This window comes from Streptomyces sp. DSM 40750 (genome assembly GCF_024612035.1).
In the GTDB taxonomy this organism is placed as follows: domain Bacteria; phylum Actinomycetota; class Actinomycetes; order Streptomycetales; family Streptomycetaceae; genus Streptomyces.
The window spans coordinates 2,718,349-2,740,366 of sequence record NZ_CP102513.1; the positions used below are offsets into that span (position 1 = coordinate 2,718,349).

Annotated in this window: 15 protein-coding genes, 3 rRNA genes and 1 pseudogene; 7 read left to right on the forward strand and 12 right to left on the reverse strand. The window is 66.7% G+C overall.

The genetic code is table 11. The features are described from left to right. Positions 1-19 precede the first annotated feature (19 nt). The 5 genes and pseudogenes from JIX55_RS50875 to JIX55_RS12145 all read right to left on the reverse strand — a co-directional run. Positions 20-1,212, reverse strand: a pseudogene (locus tag JIX55_RS50875) (hypothetical protein); the annotation flags it as partial. Between the two features lie 141 nt (positions 1,213-1,353). Then, a 5S ribosomal RNA gene (gene rrf / locus JIX55_RS12130) occupies positions 1,354-1,470 on the reverse strand. Between the two features lie 106 nt (positions 1,471-1,576). Continuing rightward, a 23S ribosomal RNA gene (locus JIX55_RS12135) occupies positions 1,577-4,699 on the reverse strand. 308 nt (positions 4,700-5,007) lie between these two features. Then, positions 5,008-6,533: ribosomal RNA gene (locus JIX55_RS12140) — 16S ribosomal RNA — on the reverse strand. Together the 16S, 23S and 5S rRNA genes form the textbook arrangement of a ribosomal RNA operon. Positions 6,534-7,074: 541 nt before the next feature. Continuing rightward, positions 7,075-7,716 (reverse strand): DNA-3-methyladenine glycosylase, encoded by a 642-nt coding sequence (locus JIX55_RS12145; RefSeq protein ID WP_257563307.1) that lies wholly within the window; start codon positions 7,714-7,716, stop codon positions 7,075-7,077. Between the two features lie 210 nt (positions 7,717-7,926). On the opposite strand from JIX55_RS12145, the gene JIX55_RS12150 reads away from it, so the two are divergent. The 3 genes from JIX55_RS12150 (at position 7,927) to JIX55_RS12160 (ending at position 9,952) form a co-directional block, all read left to right on the forward strand. Further along, the gene (locus tag JIX55_RS12150) at positions 7,927-8,709 is read left to right on the forward strand and encodes a sporulation protein (RefSeq protein ID WP_257563308.1); all 783 of its coding nucleotides are present in this window, start codon (positions 7,927-7,929) and stop codon (positions 8,707-8,709) included. A 43-nt stretch (positions 8,710-8,752) separates the two neighbouring features. Further along, positions 8,753-9,292 carry a YbhB/YbcL family Raf kinase inhibitor-like protein gene (locus JIX55_RS12155; protein ID WP_257563309.1) on the forward strand — a complete coding sequence of 180 codons (540 nt, stop codon included), beginning with the start codon at positions 8,753-8,755 and terminating at the stop codon, positions 9,290-9,292. Between the two features lie 153 nt (positions 9,293-9,445). Next, positions 9,446-9,952: an HNH endonuclease gene (locus JIX55_RS12160; RefSeq protein WP_257563310.1), complete on the forward strand. Its 507-nt coding sequence runs from the start codon at positions 9,446-9,448 to the stop codon at positions 9,950-9,952. Positions 9,953-10,027: 75 nt separating this feature from the next. Here JIX55_RS12160 and JIX55_RS12165 read toward each other — a convergent pair whose 3' ends face one another. The 3 genes from JIX55_RS12165 to JIX55_RS12175 all read right to left on the reverse strand — a co-directional run bounded on the left by JIX55_RS12165 (position 10,028) and on the right by JIX55_RS12175 (position 12,503). After that, entirely contained in the window at positions 10,028-10,975 is a 948-nt protein-coding gene (locus JIX55_RS12165) for an SPFH domain-containing protein (RefSeq protein ID WP_257563311.1), read from the reverse strand. A gap of 159 nt (positions 10,976-11,134) precedes the next feature. Further along, the gene (locus JIX55_RS12170; protein WP_257563312.1) at positions 11,135-11,566 is read right to left on the reverse strand and encodes an NfeD family protein; all 432 of its coding nucleotides are present in this window, start codon (positions 11,564-11,566) and stop codon (positions 11,135-11,137) included. A 145-nt stretch (positions 11,567-11,711) separates the two neighbouring features. Beyond that, positions 11,712-12,503 (reverse strand): ABC transporter ATP-binding protein, encoded by a 792-nt coding sequence (locus JIX55_RS12175; protein ID WP_257563313.1) that lies wholly within the window; start codon positions 12,501-12,503, stop codon positions 11,712-11,714. A 150-nt stretch (positions 12,504-12,653) separates the two neighbouring features. On the opposite strand from JIX55_RS12175, the gene JIX55_RS12180 reads away from it, so the two are divergent. After that, positions 12,654-13,436, forward strand: a complete 783-nt coding sequence (locus tag JIX55_RS12180) for a hypothetical protein (RefSeq protein WP_257563314.1) — start codon at positions 12,654-12,656, stop codon at positions 13,434-13,436. A gap of 437 nt (positions 13,437-13,873) precedes the next feature. Here the strand turns inward: JIX55_RS12180 and chpE are convergent, their stop codons facing one another. The 3 genes from chpE to JIX55_RS12200 form a co-directional block, all read right to left on the reverse strand. Beyond that, positions 13,874-14,122 carry a chaplin ChpE gene (gene chpE / locus JIX55_RS12185; RefSeq protein ID WP_257563315.1) on the reverse strand — a complete coding sequence of 83 codons (249 nt, stop codon included), beginning with the start codon at positions 14,120-14,122 and terminating at the stop codon, positions 13,874-13,876. A gap of 287 nt (positions 14,123-14,409) precedes the next feature. After that, the gene (locus JIX55_RS12195; protein ID WP_257563316.1) at positions 14,410-15,048 is read right to left on the reverse strand and encodes a response regulator; all 639 of its coding nucleotides are present in this window, start codon (positions 15,046-15,048) and stop codon (positions 14,410-14,412) included. Then, the gene (locus JIX55_RS12200; protein ID WP_257563317.1) at positions 15,041-16,186 is read right to left on the reverse strand and encodes a GAF domain-containing sensor histidine kinase; all 1,146 of its coding nucleotides are present in this window, start codon (positions 16,184-16,186) and stop codon (positions 15,041-15,043) included. The genes JIX55_RS12195 and JIX55_RS12200 overlap by 8 nt, the downstream gene beginning before the upstream one ends. 244 nt (positions 16,187-16,430) lie before the next feature. Here JIX55_RS12200 and JIX55_RS12205 point away from each other — a divergent pair, with 244 nt between their 5' ends. The 3 genes from JIX55_RS12205 to JIX55_RS12215 all read left to right on the forward strand — a co-directional run bounded on the left by JIX55_RS12205 (position 16,431) and on the right by JIX55_RS12215 (position 19,325). Further along, positions 16,431-17,126, forward strand: coding sequence for an SDR family NAD(P)-dependent oxidoreductase (locus JIX55_RS12205; protein WP_257563318.1), 696 nt, complete (start codon positions 16,431-16,433; stop codon positions 17,124-17,126). After that, positions 17,123-18,352, forward strand: a complete 1,230-nt coding sequence (locus JIX55_RS12210; RefSeq protein ID WP_257563319.1) for an S-adenosylmethionine:tRNA ribosyltransferase-isomerase — start codon at positions 17,123-17,125, stop codon at positions 18,350-18,352. Before JIX55_RS12205 ends, JIX55_RS12210 begins: the two co-directional genes overlap by 4 nt. 304 nt (positions 18,353-18,656) lie before the next feature. Beyond that, positions 18,657-19,325 (forward strand): transglycosylase SLT domain-containing protein, encoded by a 669-nt coding sequence (locus JIX55_RS12215; RefSeq protein WP_257563320.1) that lies wholly within the window; start codon positions 18,657-18,659, stop codon positions 19,323-19,325. A gap of 80 nt (positions 19,326-19,405) precedes the next feature. Here JIX55_RS12215 and JIX55_RS12220 read toward each other — a convergent pair whose 3' ends face one another. Further along, the gene (locus JIX55_RS12220) at positions 19,406-21,913 is read right to left on the reverse strand and encodes an FHA domain-containing protein (protein ID WP_257563321.1); all 2,508 of its coding nucleotides are present in this window, start codon (positions 21,911-21,913) and stop codon (positions 19,406-19,408) included. Between the last annotated feature and the right edge of the window lie 105 nt (positions 21,914-22,018).

Below are 22,018 nucleotides of genomic sequence, written 5' to 3' on the forward strand. Positions count from 1 at the left end.
GCGGACGCCCACCACGGTCGTCATCCCGACGGTACGAGGGACGGTCGCCCTGACTGCGGTCGCCACGGTCGTCACGCCGGTCATCGCGTCGGAAGGCCGGCCGGTCCCCGCCACGGCTGTCGTCCCGCCGGAAGCCCCCACGGTCGTCATCACGCCGGAACGGCGGACGCCCCCCACGGTCGTCCCCACGCCGGTCATCGCGCCGGTCAGCGGGGGCGCGGTCGTCGCGACCCCGGAACCCACCGCGGTCCCCGCCACGGCTGTCGTCCCGCCGGAAACCCCCACGGTCGTCATCACGCCGGAACGGCGGACGCCCCCACGGTCGTCCCCACGCCGGTCATCGCGCCGGTCAGCGGGGGCGCGGTCGTCGCGACCCCGGAACCCACCGCGGTCCCCGCCACGGCTGTCGTCCCGCCGGAAACCCCCACGGTCGTCATCACGCCGGAACGGCGGACGCCCCCCACGGTCGTCCCCACGCCGGTCATCGCGCCGGTCAGCGGGGGCGCGGTCGTCGCGACCCCGGAACCCACCGCGGTCCCCGCCACGGCTGTCGTCCCGCCGGAAACCCCCACGGTCGTCATCACGCCGGAACGGCGGACGCCCCCCACGGTCGTCATCCCGACGGTACGAGGGACGGTCGCCCTGACTGCGGTCGCCACGGTCGTCACGCCGGTCATCGCGTCGGAAGGCCGGCCGGTCCCCGCCACGGCTGTCGTCCCGCCGGAAGCCCCCACGGTCCCCGCTGTCGCGGCGGAAGCCGCCTCGGTCCCCGGTGTCGCGCCGGTCGTCCTTGCGATCGTCCCTGCGGTCGTCGCGGCGGACCGCAGGACGTTCGTCGCGCCGGTCATCTCGGCGGAAGCCGGGGCGGTCCCCTTCACGCCGGACGCCACGGTCCCGGTCTCGATCGCGGTCGTCTCGACGCGGCCCGCTGGGACGATCGTCGCGTCGGAACGCGGGGCGAGGCCCACGGTCGCCCTCTCGCCGGTCGTCCCGTCCACGGAACCCGCCACCACCGCGCTGCTCACCACGGTTGTCGTCCCGCCGGAAGCCACCACGGTCATCACCACGACGGTCGTCGCTACGACGGTCGTTGTCGCGCCGGTCGTTCCGGTCATTGTCCCGACGCGGTCCCCCCCGGTAGCCGCCACGGTCACCACTGTCCCGTCGCCGCTGGTCGCGCTCCGGTCGATCGTCGGGAGAGTTGGTGGACATGGTGACTCCTGTCTTCGGTACCGCAAGTCATTCTCGCGCAGCCGGGTACCCGGCGCGCTCCGGGCTGTGCTTGTTTCAGGACAACAAAAAAGGACCCCTAGTCCCAGCTGAACGCTGGTGACCAGGGGTCCTTCAAAGATTGTTCGGCGGCGTCCTACTCTCCCACAGGGTCCCCCCTGCAGTACCATCGGCGCTGTAAGGCTTAGCTTCCGGGTTCGAAATGTAACCGGGCGTTTCCCTCACGCTATGACCACCGAAACCCTATTGGTTTCGAGCGAACAAGCACACTCTTCAGTTAAATGCTCAGCTCAAAAGCCGACAACTGTTCGTTGTCTCAGAACTGACACAGTGGACGCGAGCAACTGAGGACAAGCCCTCGGCCTATTAGTACCAGTCAACTCCACCCCTTACAGGGCTTCCATATCTGGCCTATCAACCCAGTCGTCTACTGGGAGCCTTAACCCATCAAGTGGGTGGGAATACTCATCTCGAAGCAGGCTTCCCGCTTAGATGCTTTCAGCGGTTATCCCTCCCGAACGTAGCCAACCAGCCATGCCCTTGGCAGGACAACTGGCACACCAGAGGTTCGTCCGTCCCGGTCCTCTCGTACTAGGGACAGCCCTTCTCAATATTCCTGCGCGCGCAGCGGATAGGGACCGAACTGTCTCACGACGTTCTAAACCCAGCTCGCGTACCGCTTTAATGGGCGAACAGCCCAACCCTTGGGACCGACTCCAGCCCCAGGATGCGACGAGCCGACATCGAGGTGCCAAACCATCCCGTCGATATGGACTCTTGGGGAAGATCAGCCTGTTATCCCCGGGGTACCTTTTATCCGTTGAGCGACGGCGCTTCCACAAGCCACCGCCGGATCACTAGTCCCGACTTTCGTCCCTGCTCGACCCGTCGGTCTCACAGTCAAGCTCCCTTGTGCACTTACACTCACCACCTGATTGCCAACCAGGCTGAGGGAACCTTTGGGCGCCTCCGTTACTCTTTAGGAGGCAACCGCCCCAGTTAAACTACCCATCAGACACTGTCCCTGATCCGGATCACGGACCCAGGTTAGACATCCAGCACGACCAGACTGGTATTTCAACGACGACTCCACCTGAACTGGCGTCCAAGCTTCACAGTCTCCCAGCTATCCTACACAAGCCGAACCGAACACCAATATCAAACTGTAGTAAAGGTCCCGGGGTCTTTCCGTCCTGCTGCGCGAAACGAGCATCTTTACTCGTAGTGCAATTTCACCGGGCCTATGGTTGAGACAGTCGAGAAGTCGTTACGCCATTCGTGCAGGTCGGAACTTACCCGACAAGGAATTTCGCTACCTTAGGATGGTTATAGTTACCACCGCCGTTTACTGGCGCTTAAGTTCTCAGCTTCGCCACCCCGAAGAGTGACTAACCGGTCCCCTTAACGTTCCAGCACCGGGCAGGCGTCAGTCCGTATACATCGCCTTACGGCTTCGCACGGACCTGTGTTTTTAGTAAACAGTCGCTTCTCGCTGGTCTCTGCGGCCACCCCCAGCTCAGGAAGCAAGTTCCCTCACCAGTGATGGCCCCCCTTCTCCCGAAGTTACGGGGGCATTTTGCCGAGTTCCTTAACCATAGTTCACCCGAACGCCTCGGTATTCTCTACCTGACCACCTGAGTCGGTTTAGGGTACGGGCCGCCATAAAACTCGCTAGAGGCTTTTCTCGACAGCATAGGATCATCCACTTCACCACAATCGGCTCGGCATCAGGTCTCAGACACATGGCATGCGGATTTACCTACACACCGTCCTACACCCTTACCCCGGGACAACCACCGCCCGGGATGGACTACCTTCCTGCGTCACCCCATCACTCACCTACTACCACCTTGGATCAGCGGCTCCACCACTTTCCTTTCCCCGAAGGGTCCGGAACGGCTTCACGGCCTTAGCATTAATGGGTTCGATGTTTGACGCTTCACAGCGGGTACCGGAATATCAACCGGTTATCCATCGACTACGCCTGTCGGCCTCGCCTTAGGTCCCGACTTACCCTGGGCAGATCAGCTTGACCCAGGAACCCTTGGTCAATCGGCGCACACGTTTCTCACGTGTGTATCGCTACTCATGCCTGCATTCTCACTCGTCAACCGTCCACAACTCGCTTCCGCGGCTGCTTCACCCGGCAGACGACGCTCCCCTACCCATCCCAGCGGGCGTTGGCCCTACATGCTGGAATGACACGACTTCGGCGGTACGCTTGAGCCCCGCTACATTGTCGGCGCGGAATCACTAGACCAGTGAGCTATTACGCACTCTTTCAAGGGTGGCTGCTTCTAAGCCAACCTCCTGGTTGTCTGTGCGACTCCACATCCTTTCCCACTTAGCGTACGCTTAGGGGCCTTAGTCGATGCTCTGGGCTGTTTCCCTCTCGACCATGGAGCTTATCCCCCACAGTCTCACTGCCGCGCTCTCACTTACCGGCATTCGGAGTTTGGCTAAGGTCAGTAACCCGGTAGGGCCCATCGCCTATCCAGTGCTCTACCTCCGGCAAGAAACACACGACGCTGCACCTAAATGCATTTCGGGGAGAACCAGCTATCACGGAGTTTGATTGGCCTTTCACCCCTAACCACAGGTCATCCCCCAGGTTTTCAACCCTGGTGGGTTCGGTCCTCCACGAAGTCTTACCTCCGCTTCAACCTGCCCATGGCTAGATCACTCCGCTTCGGGTCTTGAGCGTGCTACTCAAACGCCCTGTTCGGACTCGCTTTCGCTACGGCTACCCCACCCGGGTTAACCTCGCAACACACCGCAAACTCGCAGGCTCATTCTTCAAAAGGCACGCAGTCACGACGTTGAGTACAAGTACTCAACGCGACGCTCCCACGGCTTGTAGGCACACGGTTTCAGGTACTATTTCACTCCGCTCCCGCGGTACTTTTCACCATTCCCTCACGGTACTATCCGCTATCGGTCACCAGGGAATATTTAGGCTTAGCGGGTGGTCCCGCCAGATTCACACGGGATTTCTCGGGCCCCGTGCTACTTGGGTGTCTCTCAAACGAGCCGTACAGATTTCAGCTACGGGGGTCTTACCCTCTACGCCGGACCTTTCGCATGTCCTTCGCCTACCTGTACGGTTTCTGACTCGCCTCACAGCCGGCAGACTGTGAAAGAGAGATCCCACAACCCCGTATACGCAACCCCTGCCGGGTCTCACACGCATACGGTTTGGCCTCATCCGGTTTCGCTCGCCACTACTCCCGGAATCACGGTTGTTTTCTCTTCCTGCGGGTACTGAGATGTTTCACTTCCCCGCGTTCCCTCCACTTGCCCTATGTGTTCAGGCAAGGGTGACAGCCCATGACGACTGCCGGGTTTCCCCATTCGGACACCCCCGGATCAAAGCCTGGTTGACGACTCCCCGGGGCCTATCGTGGCCTCCCACGTCCTTCATCGGTTCCTGGTGCCAAGGCATCCACCGTGCGCCCTTAAAAACTTGGCCACAGATGCTCGCGTCCACTGTGCAGTTCTCAAACAACGACCAACCACCCATCACCCCGAACCAACCGGTTCGAGTGCACTGGGGCCGGCAACTGAGGGGTTCATTCCCTCAGACACCCAACAGCGTGCCCGACCAACTCCCACCCGAAGATCATGCTTTCCACACTCTCACGAGCAGTACTCACAGCCCCCGACCCGGAAACCAGCCGAATAATCAACGTTCCACCCATGAGCTAACCAGCATCAGACGTTCGCTGATGACCTGGCCTCTGACCTCACCCCGAAAGGATCGGTAGAAGTGCTCCTTAGAAAGGAGGTGATCCAGCCGCACCTTCCGGTACGGCTACCTTGTTACGACTTCGTCCCAATCGCCAGTCCCACCTTCGACAGCTCCCTCCCTTACGGGTTGGGCCACCGGCTTCGGGTGTTACCGACTTTCGTGACGTGACGGGCGGTGTGTACAAGGCCCGGGAACGTATTCACCGCAGCACTGCTGATCTGCGATTACTAGCAACTCCGACTTCATGGGGTCGAGTTGCAGACCCCAATCCGAACTGAGACAGGCTTTTTGAGATTCGCTCCGCCTCACGGCTTCGCAGCTCATTGTACCTGCCATTGTAGCACGTGTGCAGCCCAAGACATAAGGGGCATGATGACTTGACGTCGTCCCCACCTTCCTCCGAGTTGACCCCGGCAGTCTCCTGTGAGTCCCCATCACCCCGAAGGGCATGCTGGCAACACAGAACAAGGGTTGCGCTCGTTGCGGGACTTAACCCAACATCTCACGACACGAGCTGACGACAGCCATGCACCACCTGTACACCGACCACAAGGGGGCGACCATCTCTGGCCGTTTCCGGTGTATGTCAAGCCTTGGTAAGGTTCTTCGCGTTGCGTCGAATTAAGCCACATGCTCCGCTGCTTGTGCGGGCCCCCGTCAATTCCTTTGAGTTTTAGCCTTGCGGCCGTACTCCCCAGGCGGGGAACTTAATGCGTTAGCTGCGGCACCGACGACGTGGAATGTCGCCAACACCTAGTTCCCACCGTTTACGGCGTGGACTACCAGGGTATCTAATCCTGTTCGCTCCCCACGCTTTCGCTCCTCAGCGTCAGTAATGGCCCAGAGATCCGCCTTCGCCACCGGTGTTCCTCCTGATATCTGCGCATTTCACCGCTACACCAGGAATTCCGATCTCCCCTACCACACTCTAGTCTGCCCGTATCGAATGCAGACCCGGGGTTAAGCCCCGGGCTTTCACATCCGACGCGACAGACCGCCTACGAGCTCTTTACGCCCAATAATTCCGGACAACGCTCGCGCCCTACGTATTACCGCGGCTGCTGGCACGTAGTTAGCCGGCGCTTCTTCTGCAGGTACCGTCACTTTCGCTTCTTCCCTGCTGAAAGAGGTTTACAACCCGAAGGCCGTCATCCCTCACGCGGCGTCGCTGCATCAGGCTTTCGCCCATTGTGCAATATTCCCCACTGCTGCCTCCCGTAGGAGTCTGGGCCGTGTCTCAGTCCCAGTGTGGCCGGTCGCCCTCTCAGGCCGGCTACCCGTCGTCGCCTTGGTGAGCCATTACCTCACCAACAAGCTGATAGGCCGCGGGCTCATCCTTCACCGCCGGAGCTTTCCACACTCATCGGATGCCCGAGAGTGTTGTATCCGGTATTAGACCCCGTTTCCAGGGCTTGTCCCAGAGTGAAGGGCAGATTGCCCACGTGTTACTCACCCGTTCGCCACTAATCCCCACCGAAGTGGTTCATCGTTCGACTTGCATGTGTTAAGCACGCCGCCAGCGTTCGTCCTGAGCCAGGATCAAACTCTCCGTGAATGTTTACCCGTAATCGGGTGCACACATCACGAGAGCGGAACAGCCAGGCGGAATAAGCCCGGCCGTTCACAGCGTCCTCGCTGTGTTTATTTCAAAGGAACCTCGCCCCAACCGAATGGCCGGGAACGGGGTATCAACATATCTGGCGTTGATTTTTGGCACGCTGTTGAGTTCTCAAGGAACGGACGCTTCCTTTGTACTCACCCAAGTTATCCTCAGGCTTTCCTCCGGGCGCTTCCCTTCGGTCTTGCGTTTCCGACTCTATCAGACCGTTTTCCGATCCGATTCCCTGTCGGCGGGATTTGCCTTTCGGCTGTCTTTTGGCCTCGCGGTTTCCCTTGCGGCCTTTCGACATTCACTACGTTAGCCGATTCCCTCGGCAACTCATAATTGAGTGCTGCGGGCGGGAATTAGGGCATGCCTAATGCGCCCCCCGCCGAGGGGATGTTGTAGGTAGTGGATTGGCCGCTCTCGGCTGCTGGCTGATCGCCGTAACCGGTTCAAGCGGCTCGGGCTACATTACGGATCGCCCAGGAGCGAGTCAAGTTGAGCGCCTGCGGGGGACGTGCGCCCGATAAGGGCTGACAGTCGGGTCGTTGGCGATCCAGAAGCGCCAGGGGTGGGCGCCTCCGTCTCCGGAGACTCCGGTGCGAGGACCGCTGAGTACCTGGTCAGGGCTGACGGGGGTGCCGGTCAGGACCGTCAGAGGTGGGGTGTCGGGAGCGCAGGCGTCCGTGCCGTCGAGGGCTCGGTCCACGTCCAGGGCCGTGGCCAGGCGGGCGGGCCCTTTGGCCAGTTCCTTGTCATTTCGGGCTGAGATTCGACGTTTGCGGGCGAGGTCGGCGCCCTCCGTGATCTCGCCGGCGCGCAGCAGGACCGCGCCGGCCCTGCCCTCCGGACCGCACACCAGGTTCATGCAGTGCCACATGCCGTAGGTGAAGTAGACGTACACATGGCCAGGCGGACCGAACATCACGCCGTTGCGGGCGGTGCGGCCGCGATAGGCATGGGAGCCGGGGTCGTTCGCACCGTCGTAGGCCTCGACCTCTGTGAGGCGGAGTTCGATCGGACCGTCCGGGGTGGTGCGCACGAGGACGCGTCCCAGGAGGTCCGGCGCCACCTCCAGTACGGGGCGGTCGAAGAACTCGCGGGCGAGGGGCGTACGGTCGGGGCTCGCGATCATGGCGTACGAGCCTAGTCCAGACGCGTGCGGGCCGACGGGTGGCGGAGGGGCGTCCTCCTTGGAAGGGTTTGGAAGGGGCTGGACGCGGAACCGGTCGCCGTCGGTCTGCGTTTGTAGGGATCAAGGATCCACGCCACACAGAGCGATCCACACCACAGAGAACACTGAGGCACGCAGACACACAGGCGTTGCCTGACGGGAGGAACAGACATGGGGTTCAAGCGGCTGCTCGCGAGTCTGGGTGCCGGTGGCGCTTCGGTCGAGACGGTGCTGACCGAGGTCAATGTCGTGCCGGGTGGTGTCGTCCAGGGCGAGGTGCGTATCCAGGGCGGCTCCGTGGACCAGCAGATCGAGGCGCTGTCGGTCGGGCTGCAGGCCAAGGTCGAGGTCGAGGGCCAGGACGCGGAGTACAAGCAGGACGTCGAGTTCACCAAGCAGCGGCTCGGTGGTGTCTTCGAGCTGAAGGCCGAGGCGGTCCATGTCGTGCCGTTCGGGCTGGAGATCCCGTGGGAGACGCCGGTCACCACGATCCAGGGGCAGACGCTGCCGGGCATGAACATCGGTGTGACCACCGAGCTGGAGATCGCGCGTGCGGTCGACTCCGGTGACCTGGACCCGATCAATGTGCACCCGCTGCCGGCGCAGCAGGCCATCCTGGACGCCTTCGTGCAGTTGGGCTTCCGTTTCAAGAACGCGGACCTGGAGCGCGGGCACATCCGGGGCACGCGGCAGAAGCTGCCCTTCTACCAGGAGATCGAGTTCTTCCCGCCGCAGCAGTACCACGGGCTGAACCAGGTCGAGCTGAGCTTCGTCGCCGACGAGCGCGAGATGGACGTCGTGCTGGAGATGGACAAGAAGCCGGGTCTGTTCAGCGAGGGCAGCGACTCGTTCCGATCGTTCAAGGTGGGGCTGCACGACTACCAGGGCACGGACTGGGCCGCGTACCTGAACCAGTGGCTGTCGGAGGTCGGCAGCAAGCGCAGCTGGTTCTAGGCTCTGAACACACCGACCCCCAGATCCACCAGGAGGTACCGAGGTGACCGAGCCGAAGAGGCCGCCGCTCCCCCACGATTTCCACCCGGTCGTGCCGTCCTTCACGGTCGCGAGTGAGGACGTCGAGGCGGGTGCGACGCTCAAGGACGCTCAGGTCTACGCGGGCGGGAACACCTCGCCGCAGCTGCGCTGGGAGGGCTTCCCGCCGGAGACCAAGAGTTTCGCCGTGACGTGCTACGACCCGGACGCCCCCACGGGCAGCGGGTTCTGGCACTGGGTCGTGTTCGACCTCCCGGCGTCGGTGACGGAGTTGCCGACGGGTGCGGGCTCGGGGAAGTTCGAGGGACTGCCGGAAGGCGCCGTCCAGGTGCGCAACGACTACGGGACGAAGGACTTCGGCGGGGCAGCGCCGCCGCCCGGGGATCCGGCGCACCGGTATGTGTTCACGGTGTACGCCGTGGATCAGGAGAAGCTCGGTCCGGATTCGGACGCTTCGCCCGCGGTGGTTGGATTCAACCTTCGATTCCACACTCTGGCGCGCGCTCAACTCATCGGTGAGTACGCCGCCGTAGCGGAAAAGTGACGAAGCCGGACGTTCATTGAACGTTTGCCCGTCTCTGGTCTTGGAAGTGATCAGAGACGGGCATTTTTTATTGCGTTGTCCATCTCGGCGTGCCCGGCCAAAGTTGATCCAAGCCCGCCGAGGAGTGGGCTGGTGCACAGGAGGTGGGCTGGAATGCGGGACACGCTGGTACTGAACGCGAGCTTCGAGCCGCTGTCGACGGTGACGCTCAACAGAGCCGTCGTTCTCGTACTGCAGGACAAAGCCGTCGTCGAGCAGAACCACCCCGAACTGCGCATGCGCGGAGCCGCGGTCGATATACCGGCGCCCCGGGTGATCAGGCTCTGCAGGTATGTCAGGGTGCCGTTCCGAAGACAAGCACCGTGGTCGAGGCGGGGTGTCCTGGTAAGGGACAGGCACAGGTGCGCGTACTGCGGCAGGCGGGCGACGACCGTCGACCATGTGGTGCCGAGGTCGCGGGGCGGTGGCGACACCTGGCTGAACACGGTCGCGTCGTGCGCCGAGGACAATCACCGCAAGGCCGACCGGACTCCGGAGCAGGCGGGTATGCCGCTGCTGCGGCAGCCGTTCGAGCCGACGCCTGCCGACGCGATGCTGCTGGCGCTGGGGCGGGACGACTTCGACGCTCTGCCGGAGTGGCTGGCGCAGCCGGCCGCGTAAACCGTAGACACAGCCCGTACGACGATGGGGCCACCTCCCCGGCGGAGGTGGCCCCATCGTCGTACCGCTGTCCGGTCAGTCCGTGATGGACGGCTTCTCTCGGCGGTCCGTGCTGCCGGAGTTGCCTCCGCCGCCCGAACCACCACCCAGGTTGCCGAAGTTGCCCATGGCGCCGGAGAGGCCCTTGAGGGCGTCGCCGATTTCGCTGGGGACGATCCAGAGCTTGTTGGCGTCGCCCTCGGCGATCTTCGGGAGCATCTGGAGGTACTGGTAGGAAAGGAGCTTCTGGTCCGGGTCGCCGGCGTGGATGGCCTCGAAGACCGTACGGACGGCCTGGGCCTCGCCCTCGGCGCGCAGGGCGGCGGCCTTGGCCTCACCTTCGGCGCGGAGGATCTGGGACTGCTTCTCACCCTCGGCGGTGAGGATGGCCGCCTGGCGCGTACCTTCGGCGGTGAGGATCGCGGCGCGCTTGTCACGGTCGGCGCGCATCTGCTTCTCCATCGAGTCCTGGATGGAGGTCGGCGGCTCGATCGCCTTCAGCTCGACACGGTTGACGCGGATACCCCACTTGCCGGTGGCCTCGTCGAGGACGCCGCGCAGGGCCGCGTTGATCTCCTCGCGGGAGGTCAGGGTCCGCTCCAGGTCCATGCCACCGATGATGTTGCGGAGGGTGGTGACGGTGAGCTGCTCGATCGCCTGGATATAGCTGGCGACCTCGTAGGTGGCCGCGCGGGCGTCGGTGACCTGGTAGTAGATGACCGTGTCGATGTTCACGACCAGGTTGTCCTGGGTGATCACCGGCTGGGGCGGGAACGGCACGACCTGTTCACGGAGGTCGATGCGGTTGCGGATGGAGTCGATGAACGGGACGACGATGTTGAGGCCCGCGTTGAGTGTGCGCGTGTAGCGGCCGAACCGCTCGACGATGGCCGCGCTGGCCTGTGGAATCACCTGGATGGTCTTGATCAGGGCGATGAAGACCAACACCACCAGAATGATCAGGACGATGATGATCGGTTCCATCGTTCGCTCCCCGTGCCCTTCTCTGCCGTGGCGCTTCCTGAAGATCTTATGTCTGTCCGGACTATTGAAGATCTTGCTGGTCGAGTCTGGCAGAACAGCGCCTGCCAGGTGGGTCGTTCAGATCATTGCGTCATCGTCTCGTGACCACATCATGCGAGGTCACATGACGATCGCCGTGCCTCCCTCGATCTCCACGACGTCCACTTCCTGACCCACCTCGAAGGCCTGGCCGGTGTCGAGCGCGCGTGCGGACCAGACTTCGCCGCCCAGCTTGATACGGCCGCCCGCGCCGTCGACGCGTTCCAGGACGACGGCGTGTTTGCCCTTCAACGCGTCGACCCCCGTCGCGAGTTGGGGCCGTTGCGATCTGTGCCGGGCCGCGATGGGCCGTACGGCGGCGATGAGCGCGACGGAGACGATCGCGAAGACGACGACCTGGAGTACGACACCACCGCCCAGCCCCGCGGTCACGGCGCCGGCGACGGCGCCCAGGGCGAGCATGCCCAACTCGGGCATCGCGGTCACGACGAGGGCGACCCCGAGCCCGGCCGCGCCGATCAGCCACCACACCCATGCGTCGATGTTGTCCACATCCGCAATGGTAGAACCGCGATCGTCCCGCCGAACAGAGCGCACGGTCAGAGATCGTGCACAGAGGGCCGCCAAGTCGGGTGCGCCCGGGGCCGGTTGTGAGACCGGTGCGCCCGACCGGCGGAAGATCGGGAGAAGTCGGAGGTCAGGTGAGCGGCAGGCCCTGGGCGGTCCAGCGCTCGCCGTTCTGGGCGACGACGAGCGGGAGGCCGAAGCAGAGGGAGAGGTTGCGTGAGGTGAGCTCCAGCTCCAGGGGACCCGCGGCGAGGACCTTGCCCTGACGGATCATCAGGACGTGGGTGAAGCCCGGGGGGATCTCCTCGACGTGGTGCGTGACCATGATCATGGAGGGGGCGATCGGGTCGCGGGCGAGGCGGCCGAGACGGCGTACGAGGTCCTCGCGGCCGCCGAGGTCGAGGCCGGCGGCGGGCTCATCGAGGAGCAGCAGCTCGGGGTCGGCCATCAGGGCGCGGGCGATGAGGGTGCGCTTGCGCTCGCCCTCGGAGAGGGTGCCGAACTTGCGGTCGACGTACTCGGTCATGCCCAGGCGGTCGAGGAAGGCGCGGGCGCGAACTTCGTCGATCTCCTCGTAGTCCTCGTTCCAGGTGGCCGTCATGCCGTACGCGGCGGTCAGCACGGTCTGCAGGACGGTCTGGCGCCTGGGGAGCTTCTCCGCCATGGCGATGCCTGCCATGCCGATGCGGGGGCGCAGCTCGAAGACGTCGACCTTGCCGAGGGTGTCGCCGAGGATCGTGGCGGTGCCCGTGCTGGGGTAGAGGTAGCTGGACGCGATGTTCAGGAGGGTCGTCTTCCCGGCGCCGTTCGGGCCGAGGATGGCCCAGCGCTCGCCCTCCTTGACCGACCAGGAGACCTGGTCCACCAGAGCCCGGCCCTCGCGGACCACGGATACGTCCTCCAGCTCCAGAACATCGCTCATGAGCGCGCTGTCTCCCCTTGCAGTGTCGGCCTGTCTCGGCTGTCGCGTACGCCTGTGGTTGGAGCCACCGCCGGGTGGGCGCAGCCCTCAGGGAAATCTACGCCACCGGTCGGGCCGTCCATTCCATCGGTCGGTCCTTAGGGTGGGGGCATGCTCTCGGAACCACGCTCAGGGCGCCTCGCCTCATGGGGAAATGCCCTGCTTGCCGGACTTGTCTCGCCGGATGACGCGGTGCTCGCCATCGTCGGGGAGGACGCGGTGCACCGGGTGGAGGGGTCGCCCGGCGAATCGGGGCCCGTCGGGCTGACGCTCGCACTGGGGCGGCTGCGGGCGCTCGGGGTGACCGGGCTGCGGGTCGCGCTGCCCGCGCCGGGGCATCCGCTGGGGCTGAGCGGGCCGCCGGAGTTCAACAGGCGGGCGCTGGAGGCGGAGGAGGCGGTCGTCTGCCACGGGAGTGCCCTGGGGCTGGTGCCGGAGGTGTACTCGGTGGGGCCCGCCGGTGATGTGCATGTCGAGGTGGTGTGGCACTGCCTGGAGGTGCGGGAGGCTCCGCCGGCCGATGTGCCGTCGCTCGGGGAGGCCGAGCGGGAGCTGGCGGAGGCGTTGCGGGAGGCGACCGCGGTGTTGTCACGACTGGACGTCGCGGCGTCCGGGCCGGTGGCGGAGGCAGCGATCGATGCGTATCGGGCGCGGGCGGAGCGGGGGCGGGAGGTGCTGGCGCCCGGATATCCGCCGCGTGCGGTACGGGTGCTGGAGCTGGCGCAGCGGGTGGGGCTGCTGATCTCGGTGGCCCACGAGAACGGCCACGGCGGTGCCGTGAGTGCCTCCGAGATGGCCTCGCGGACGGCTGCGCTGCGGCCGGTGGAGCGGACGGCTCGGCGGGCTCAGGTGGCGGCGTACAACGCGTTCGTGGAGGAGCGGGAGCGGGGGTGAGGCTTGGCCGGGGTCGCGCTGAGCCCTTGGCGGTGTGTTGCCCGGCGGCCGCGGTCGAACTCGGAGCGCGGTTTCGCTCACCGGCGCTCGCCGGGTGCCGCTGCGCCCACCCGTGCCGCCCCTAGCGGCACGACTGCCCGCAGCTATGACAGGCAGGCTTGCTCCGTCCGGCCGCGGGTGGGCTCCGCTCCAGCGGCACCGGTGCCCCCAGCTGGGACGGGCAGACCTGCTTCGCCGCCGCCGGTGGGCTCCGCTCCGGCAGCAGCGGTGCTCGCAGCCGGGACGGGGGCAGTGCGCGGCTGGGGCAGCGGGGCTCGCCCCGTGAGGGGCGGGGGGAGCTGCGTGATCGGGGACCTGGACGTCGACGGGAGAACCTGACCGGCCTTCCAGGGCGTGCCTGGAAGGCCGGTGGTCACTGGTGGTCCGGGGTGGGAACGTCAGTGGTTGACACCCAGGTTGCCGAAGGCCGGGTTCAGGATGCCGACGACGTTCACGCTGTTGCCGACCGCGTTCACAGGGATGTTGACGGGGGCCTGGATGACGTTCCCCGAGACGACACCCGGCGAGCCGATGGCCTTGCCGTCGGCGTGCGCCCCGCCGTCGGTGGCGGAGGCCATACCGGCACCGGCGGCGACGAGGCCACCGGCCACCATGGTGACAGCGGCGGCCTTCTTCAGGTTCTTCACTTTGAGCCCTTCCTTGCGATCACTGCGGCGGTCGCACGCAGCACGCACTGAAGAACGGCCCGGCACCGCGGAGGATGCGCCATCCGGGTGATATACGCCCGACAGTATGAATCTCAGCCCGGCATGGGACCTTCCGAATTGACGGACAATCGATACATCATCCGGTCACACCATGACGTACCGCCCACAGTGCGGCCTGCGTGCGGTCCGCCAGGTCGAGCTTCATGAGGATGTTCGAGACGTGTGTCTTGACGCCGGCACCCGCATGGAGCGGGGCTGGAGTCGGATCACCCGATGCCGTGGCGCACAGCCCACAGCGCCGCCTGCGTCCTGTCCGAAAGGTCCAATTTCATGAGTATGTTGCTGACATGCGTCTTGACCGTCTTCTCGGAGAGGACGAGCGCACGGGCGATCTCCCGGTTGGAGCGGCCGTCGGCGATCAGGCCGAGCACTTCGCGCTCCCGCTCGGTGAGTGAACCCCCTCTTCCCTGCCCGGAGTTGGCCTCCTCCTGGGACAGGAGCACACCGGCGACCTCCGGCTGGAGAAGGATGTGTCCGGCGTGCACCGAGCGGATGGCCCCGGCGAGCGCGTCGGGGTCCACGTCCTTGTAGACGTACCCGGCGGCTCCGGCGCGCAGGGCCGGGACGACGGTGCGCTGCTCGGTGAAGCTGGTGACGATGAGCACGCGGGCGGGGTTGTCGAGTTCGCGGAGCTTGCGCAGCGCGTCGACGCCGTCCATGCCCGGCATCTTGACGTCCATGAGGACGACGTCGGGCCGGAGCTCCTCGGCGCGGGCGACTCCTTCGGCGCCGTCGGCGGCCTCTCCCACGACCTCGATGTCGTCCTGCACCTCCAGGAAGGTGCGCAGGCCGCGGCGGACCACCTGGTGGTCGTCGACGAGCAGCACCTTGATTGCGTCAGCCACCGGGGACCTCCATCTCGATCGTGGTGCCCTTTCCGGGCGCCGATTCCACGGTCAACCGGCCGCCGACCCCGCCGGCCCGGTCGCGCATGGAGACCAGGCCGAGGTGGCGGCCCGCGCGGCGTATGGCCTGGGGGTCGAAGCCGGCGCCGTCGTCCGCGACCCGCAGGACGGCTCCTCCGCCGTGCCGGTCGAGGGTGGCGTCGACGTGCTCGGCGCCCGAGTGCCGCAGGGCGTTGTGCAGGGCCTCCTGGGCGACGCGCAGCATGGCCTCCTCCTGGGCGGCGGGCAGCGCGCGTGCGCCGCGCCCGGAGAAGGTGACGCGGGCGCTGTGGGCGCGGTCCAGGACGTGTATCTGGGTGCGCAGGGTGGCGACCAGGCCGTCCTCGTCGAGCCCCGCGGGGCGCAGTTCGACCACGGCGGCGCGCAGCTCGTCCGCGGCCTCGGCGGCGAGGGCCGCCACCTGCTGGAGTTCGCCCTTGGCGCGCGAGGGGTCGCGGTCGACCAGGGCTGCGGCGGCCTGGGCGGTCAGGCGCAGGGAGAAGAGCTTCTGGCTGACGGCGTCGTGGAGCTCGTGGGCGAGCCGGGAGCGCTCCTCGGCGATGGTCAGCTCGCGGCTGCGTTCGTACAGGCGGGCGTTGGTCAGGGCGATCGCGGCGTGCTGGGCGAGGATCGACAGCAGGTCCTCGTCCTCCTCGGTGAAGCCGCAGCCGCCCTCGGGCTTGGGGCACCGCTTGTTGGCGAGGAAGAGGGCGCCGATGACCTCGTCGCCGTCCCGGATGGGCAGGCCCAGAAAGTCGACCAGGTCGGGGTGGGCGCTCGGCCAGCCCTCGAAGCGGGGGTCCTTGCGGACGTCGGCCAGACGCTCCGGGGTGGCCTCGTGGAGCATCGCGGCGAGGATGCCGTGCTGGCGCGGGAGGGGGCCGATGGCCTTCCACTGGGCGTCGCTGACGCCGTCGACGACGAACTGGGCGAAGCCGCCGTGGTCGTCGGGGACCCCGAGCGCGGCGTACTCCGCGTCGAGCAGCTCACGCGCGGAGGCGACGATCGTCTTGAGGACGTCGCGCACCTCCAGGTGCCTGCTCATGGCCAGCAGCGCGGAACTCACCGCGGCGAGGCCGGACCGTGGACCTTGACTCATGACCTCACCGTACCGGCGGGGTCCGACAACGCGGATCGGCCTGCCGGAGGCCCTGCCCGGGCCCTCGGACCTAGGCCCTCGGACTAGGTCCCCCGACCAGGTCCCAGGGTCCGGACCGGCGGCCTAGGGCAAAGGGCCCGGCGCTTTGCGGCCCGCGCACGAGGCGGTGGGGGCGGTCCCGTTCCTACGTTGAGGTCACCGCCGATCGGTTCGTGAGGCGGCCGAGGACGAGGGGACGGATGTCATGCCGGTAGCGATCATCACGGGGGCTTCGAAGGGGCTGGGCCGGGCACTCGGCGCGGCGCTGGCGGAGCGCGGGTGGGACCTGGTGCTCGACGCCAGGACCGCCGAGGTCCTGAAGGAGACGGCCAGGGAGCTGTCGGTGTACGGGACACGGGTGGAGGCCGTGCCGGGGGATGTCACGGACGCCGGGCACCGGGCCGAGCTGGTGGCGGCGGCGCATGGGCTGGGCGGGGTCGACCTGCTGGTGAACAACGCGAGCGCGCTGGGCTCCGAGCCCCTCGTCCGGCTGGAGGGGCTGGCCCTGGACGGGCTGCGGCGGGCCCTGGAGGTCAATGTGGTCGCGGCGCTGGGGCTGGTCCAGGAGGCGCTGCCGCTGTTGCGGGCCTCGGTGGCGGGCGCGGTGATCGACGTCAGCTCGGACGCGGCGGCCGAGGCGTACGAGACGTGGGGCGGGTACGGGGCCTCGAAGGCGGCGCTGGACCGGTTGTCGGCGGTGCTGGCCGAGGAGGAGCCGGGTCTTCGGGTGTGGGCCGTCGATCCCGGTGACATGGGCACGGACCTGTACGCGGCGGCTGTACCGGACGACGGCGATCCACGGCCTGCCCCGGCCGATGTCGTGCCCGCCTTCCTTCGGCTGCTCGACGAGCGGCCGGCCAGTGGCCGCTACGGGGCGCCGTCCCTGCTGGAGGGGCGATGACGACGGCGACGGTGCGTGTTCCCGAGGGGCTGCACGCGCGCGTGCCGGCCGAGCAGCGCGGGCCGGGTCTCGACCGGGACGCCGTACGGATGCTGGTCTCGCGCGGTACGGAGGTGTCGCACCACGCGTTCGTGGAACTGCCGGGTCTGCTGAAGGCGGGCGATCTGCTCGTCGTCAACACCTCGCCGACGCTGGCGGCGGCCGTGGACGGGGCGATCGGGCACGCGCGCGTGGTGGTGCATTTCTCCACGCGGGGCGATGACGGGCGGTGGGCCGTCGAACTGCGGGACCCGGACGGACGCGGCACCACGCGCGCGCGTGAATCAGGCAGGGGGCGAAGCGCTCCTTGTCAGGGTGGTGGCGGGAGACGGGCGGGAGGTCCCGCGGGGACGGAGGTGCGGCTCCCCGGCGGCGTACGGCTGGTCCTGGAGGAGCCGCTGAGCGAGCGGGGCGGGCGGCTGTGGTGGGCCAGGGCGGCGTCGGACCCCCTCGCTGAGCCCGGAGCACCGGCTCCCGGCACCCTTACCGGGCCCGGAGCACCGGCTCCCGTCACCCTCACCAGGCCCGGAGCACCCGCTCCCGACGTCCTCGCGGTGCTGCGGGAGCACGGGCGGCCCATTCGCTACTCCTATACGGAGCGGGATCAGCCGCTGTCCGTGTATCAGACGGTGTTCGCGTTGCCGTCGGACGACGGGGCGGGGAGTGCGGAGATGCCGAGTGCGGGGCGGCCGTTCACGGCGCGGCTGGTGGCGGAGCTGGTGAGCCGGGGTGTGCGGTTCGCGCCGGTCACGCTGCACACCGGGGTGGCGTCGGCGGAGGTGCACGAGCCGCCGTATCCGGAGCGGTTCGCGGTGCCGGAGGCGTCGGCGCGGCTGATCAACGCCACGAGGGCGGGTGACGGGCGGGTTGTCGCGGTGGGGACGACGGCGGTGCGGGCCGTGGAGTCGGCCACCGGGTCCGACGGCGTCGTACGGGCGCGGGCGGGCTGGACGGATCTGGTGGTGACCCCGGAGCGCGGGGTGCGGGTGGTCGACGGGCTGCTGACCGGGCTGCACGAGCCGGAGGCCTCGCATCTGCTGATGCTGGAGGCGATCGCGGGGCGGGCGGTGATCGACCGCGCGTACGAGGAGGCGGTCGGGGGGCGCTACCTGTGGCACGAGTTCGGGGATGTGCACCTCGTCCTGCCGCCGGAGGCGCCTCACGCAGAGCATTGCTGCAGCAACTAGCGGTGAGCCCTCGGTCCGCGCGATGTGAGGCCGCCCATAGGGCGCACATCACGTACGAAGTTCCTTAGGAGATAGATAAGGGCGGTATGAGCGGGAAGGACGTACTGGTCTGTCCCGTTTTGCCGTTTCCGCTCCAACTACCCGGCATCGTACGTCACACCTTTGCCACGCGATTTTGCGGCCGCTAAGAATGGCACCCGTCGCTCGACGCCGCGGTTTCCCCCGCGGCGTTTGTGCCGGAAGAGCTGTGTCCCCCACCCGGTAAGAGAGCGACCTCCGCGCTATTCGAAGAGGTCCATCACTCATGCCCAAGAACGCCAACGCCCTCGTCCGCCGTCTCGCCCTGACCAAGACCCACAAGCTGTCGTTCGCCGGAGTGGCCGCCGTCGGCGCCGCCTCCCTCGCGTTCTCGATGGTGCCGGCCGAGGCTCAGACCGCCACACAGACGGTGTCCGCGGCACCGGCGGCGTTCAGCCAGAACCCGGCCCAGACCGTCAAGGCGAGCGTCGTCGACCAGGCCGCCGACGCCGACAAGAAGGCCGCCGCGGCCGCGGCGAAGAAGAAGGCCGAGCAGGAGCGCGCGAAGAAGGAGGCCGCGAGCCGGTCCGCCAAGCGCGCCGCCCAGCTCAAGGCCGCCGCCGCGAAGACGTACCCGGACAACCTCGACGGCTGGATCCGCGAGGCGCTCGACATCATGAAGAAGCACAAGATCCCGGGCACCTACAAGGGCCTGCACAAGAACATCATCCGGGAGTCCTCGGGCAACCCGAACGCCATCAACAACTGGGACATCAACGCCCAGAACGGCGTCCCGTCGATCGGTCTCCTCCAGGTCATCAAGCCGACCTTCGACGCCTACCACGTCCCGGGCACGGCCTGGAGCCAGTACGACCCGGTCGCCAACCTGACGGCCGCCGCGAACTACGCCGCCGACCGCTACGGGTCGATCGACAACGTCAACAGCGCCTACTGAGGCCCGCGTGGACCTCTGAGACGTGACGAAGGGCGGCACCCGGTGCGGGTGCCGCCCTTCGTCACGTCAGTGCCCGCGGGCTACTTCCGCATGACCTCCGGCTCGTGGCGGCGCAGGAAGCGGGCCACGAGGACACCGCAGATCACGCCGAGCACGATGAGGGCGATCATGTCGAGGCTGTAGGCGCCGACCGCGTGGTCCCACAGCGGGTCCGTGTCGCCGGCCTCCTTGGGCGGGCTGATGTTGTTGAAGTCCAGCGTGGCGCCCGCGGCGGCGACCGCCCAGCGCGACGGCATCAGATACGAGAACTCGTTGACGCCGGGGCTGCCGTGCAGGGCGAAGAGGCAGCCGGTGAACACGACCTGGATGATCGCGAACATGACCAGCAGCGGCATCGTCTTCTCGGCGGTCTTCACCAGCGAGGAGATGACCAGGCCGAACATCATGGACGTGAAGCCGAGCCCCATGATCGGGACGGAGAGTTCGAGCATGACGGCGAACTTGCCCTCGCCGAAGATCAGCGCCTCGTCGGGAATCGTCCGACTGGAGAAGCCGATCGCGCCGACCATCGCGCCCTGGAACACGGTGACCGCGCCGAGGACGATCACCTTGGACATCAGGTACGCCGAACGCGACAGGCCGGTCGCCCGCTCCCGCTCGTAGATCACCCGTTCCTTGATCAGCTCGCGAACGGAGTTGGCGGCGCCCGCGAAGCACGCGCCGACCGCGAGGATCAGCAGCACCGTGGTGGCCGTGCCGTTCGGAATGGGCACGCCCGTCGCCGGATTCAACTTCCTGACCAGCAGGTCCTTGTCCGGGTCGATGAGCAGGCTCACCGCGCCGAGCACGGCCGGCAGGATCACCGTCAGCGCCAGGAAGCCCTTGTCGGACACGATCACGGAGACATAGCGCCGGACCAGTGTGCCGAGCTGCGAGAACCAGCTCTGCGGCTTCGGCGGGCGCATCGACTGCGGCGGCGGCATGTGCACCGACTGCGGGGCGACGGCGTCGATGTCCGCGGCGTACATCTGGTAGTGCTGCGAGCCCTTCCAGCGGCCCGCCCAGTCGTAGTCGCGGTAGTTCTCGAAGGCGGAGAACACGTCGGCCCAGGTCTCGTAGCCGAAGAAGTTCAGGGCCTCCTCGGGCGGACCGAAGTACGCCACCGAGCCGCCCGGGGCCATCACCAGGAGCTTGTCGCAGATCGCCAGCTCGGCCACCGAGTGGGTGACCACCAGGACCGTCCGGCCGTCGTCGGCGAGGCCGCGCAGCAACTGCATGACGTCGCGGTCCATGCCCGGGTCGAGGCCGGAGGTCGGCTCGTCCAGGAAGATCAGCGACGGCTTGGTCAGCAGCTCCAGGGCGACCGAGACGCGCTTGCGCTGGCCGCCGGAGAGGGAGGTGACCTTCTTGTCCTTGTGGATGTCGAGCTTGAGCTCGCGCAGCACCTCGTCGATGCGGGCGTCGCGCTCGGCGGCCGTGGTGTCGGCGGGGAAGCGCAGCTTGGCCGCGTACTTGAGGGCCTTCTTGACGGTCAGCTCCTTGTGCAGGATGTCGTCCTGCGGGACCAGACCGATGCGCTGGCGCAGTTCGGCGAACTGCTTGTACAGGTTCCGGTTGTCGTAGAGGACGTCGCCCTGGTTGGCGGGGCGGTAGCCCGTGAGCGCCTTGAGGAGCGTCGACTTGCCGGAGCCGGAGGGGCCGATGACCGCGATGAGCGACTTCTCCGGGACACCGAAGGAGACATCCTTCAGGATCTGCTTGCCGCCGTCGACGGTGACCGTCAAGTGGCGTGCGGAGAAGGAGACGTCACCGGTGTCGACGAACTCCTCGAGGCGGTCGCCGACGATGCGGAACGTCGAGTGGCCGACGCCGACGATGTCGTTCGGGCCGAGGAGTGCCGTGCCGCCCTTGGCGATCGGCATACCGTTGACGAACGTGCCGTTGTGCGAGCCGAGGTCGCGGATCTCGAAGCGGCCGTCGGGGGTGGCGTGGAACTCGGCGTGGTTGCGCGACACCTGGAGGTCGGAGACGACCAGTTCGTTCTCCAGCGCACGACCGATGCGCATGACGCGGCCGAGCGCCAACTGGTGGAACGTGGTCGGGCTGCGGTCGCCGTAGACCGGCGGCGCCCCCGCGCCACCACCGGGGCCCTGCTGCGGGAAGCCCTGCTGATGCGGGACCTGTGCCTGCTGCGGCTCCTGCCAGCCCGCCTGCGGCTGCTGCGGGGCCTGTTGGGCGACGTATCCGGCGCTCGCCCCCTGGGCGGCGTACGGCTGCTGCGGCTGTGCGGCCGCGGCGGCGCCGGACAGGCTGAGTCTCGGACCGTCGGTCGCGTTGCCGAGGTGCACGGCCGAGCCGGGACCGACCTCCAGTTGGTGGATCCGCTGGCCCTGCACGAAGGTGCCGTTGGTGCTGCCGTGGTCCTCGATCACCCAACCACGGCCGCTGAAGCTGATCGTGGCGTGACGCCAGGAGACCCTGGCGTCATCGAACACTATGTCCCCCTGCGGATCACGTCCGAGGGTATATGCCCTGGACGGATCGAGCGTCCAGGTTTGTCCGTTCAATTCCAGTACGAGTTCCGGCACTCCAGCCCCACTGAGTTGTCCCCCGAGTTACCCCCATCACAGGGAGTCTAGGGATGTCGAACATCGGGGGGAACTATTTCAGGCTCGGCCCCCTGACCGAAAGTC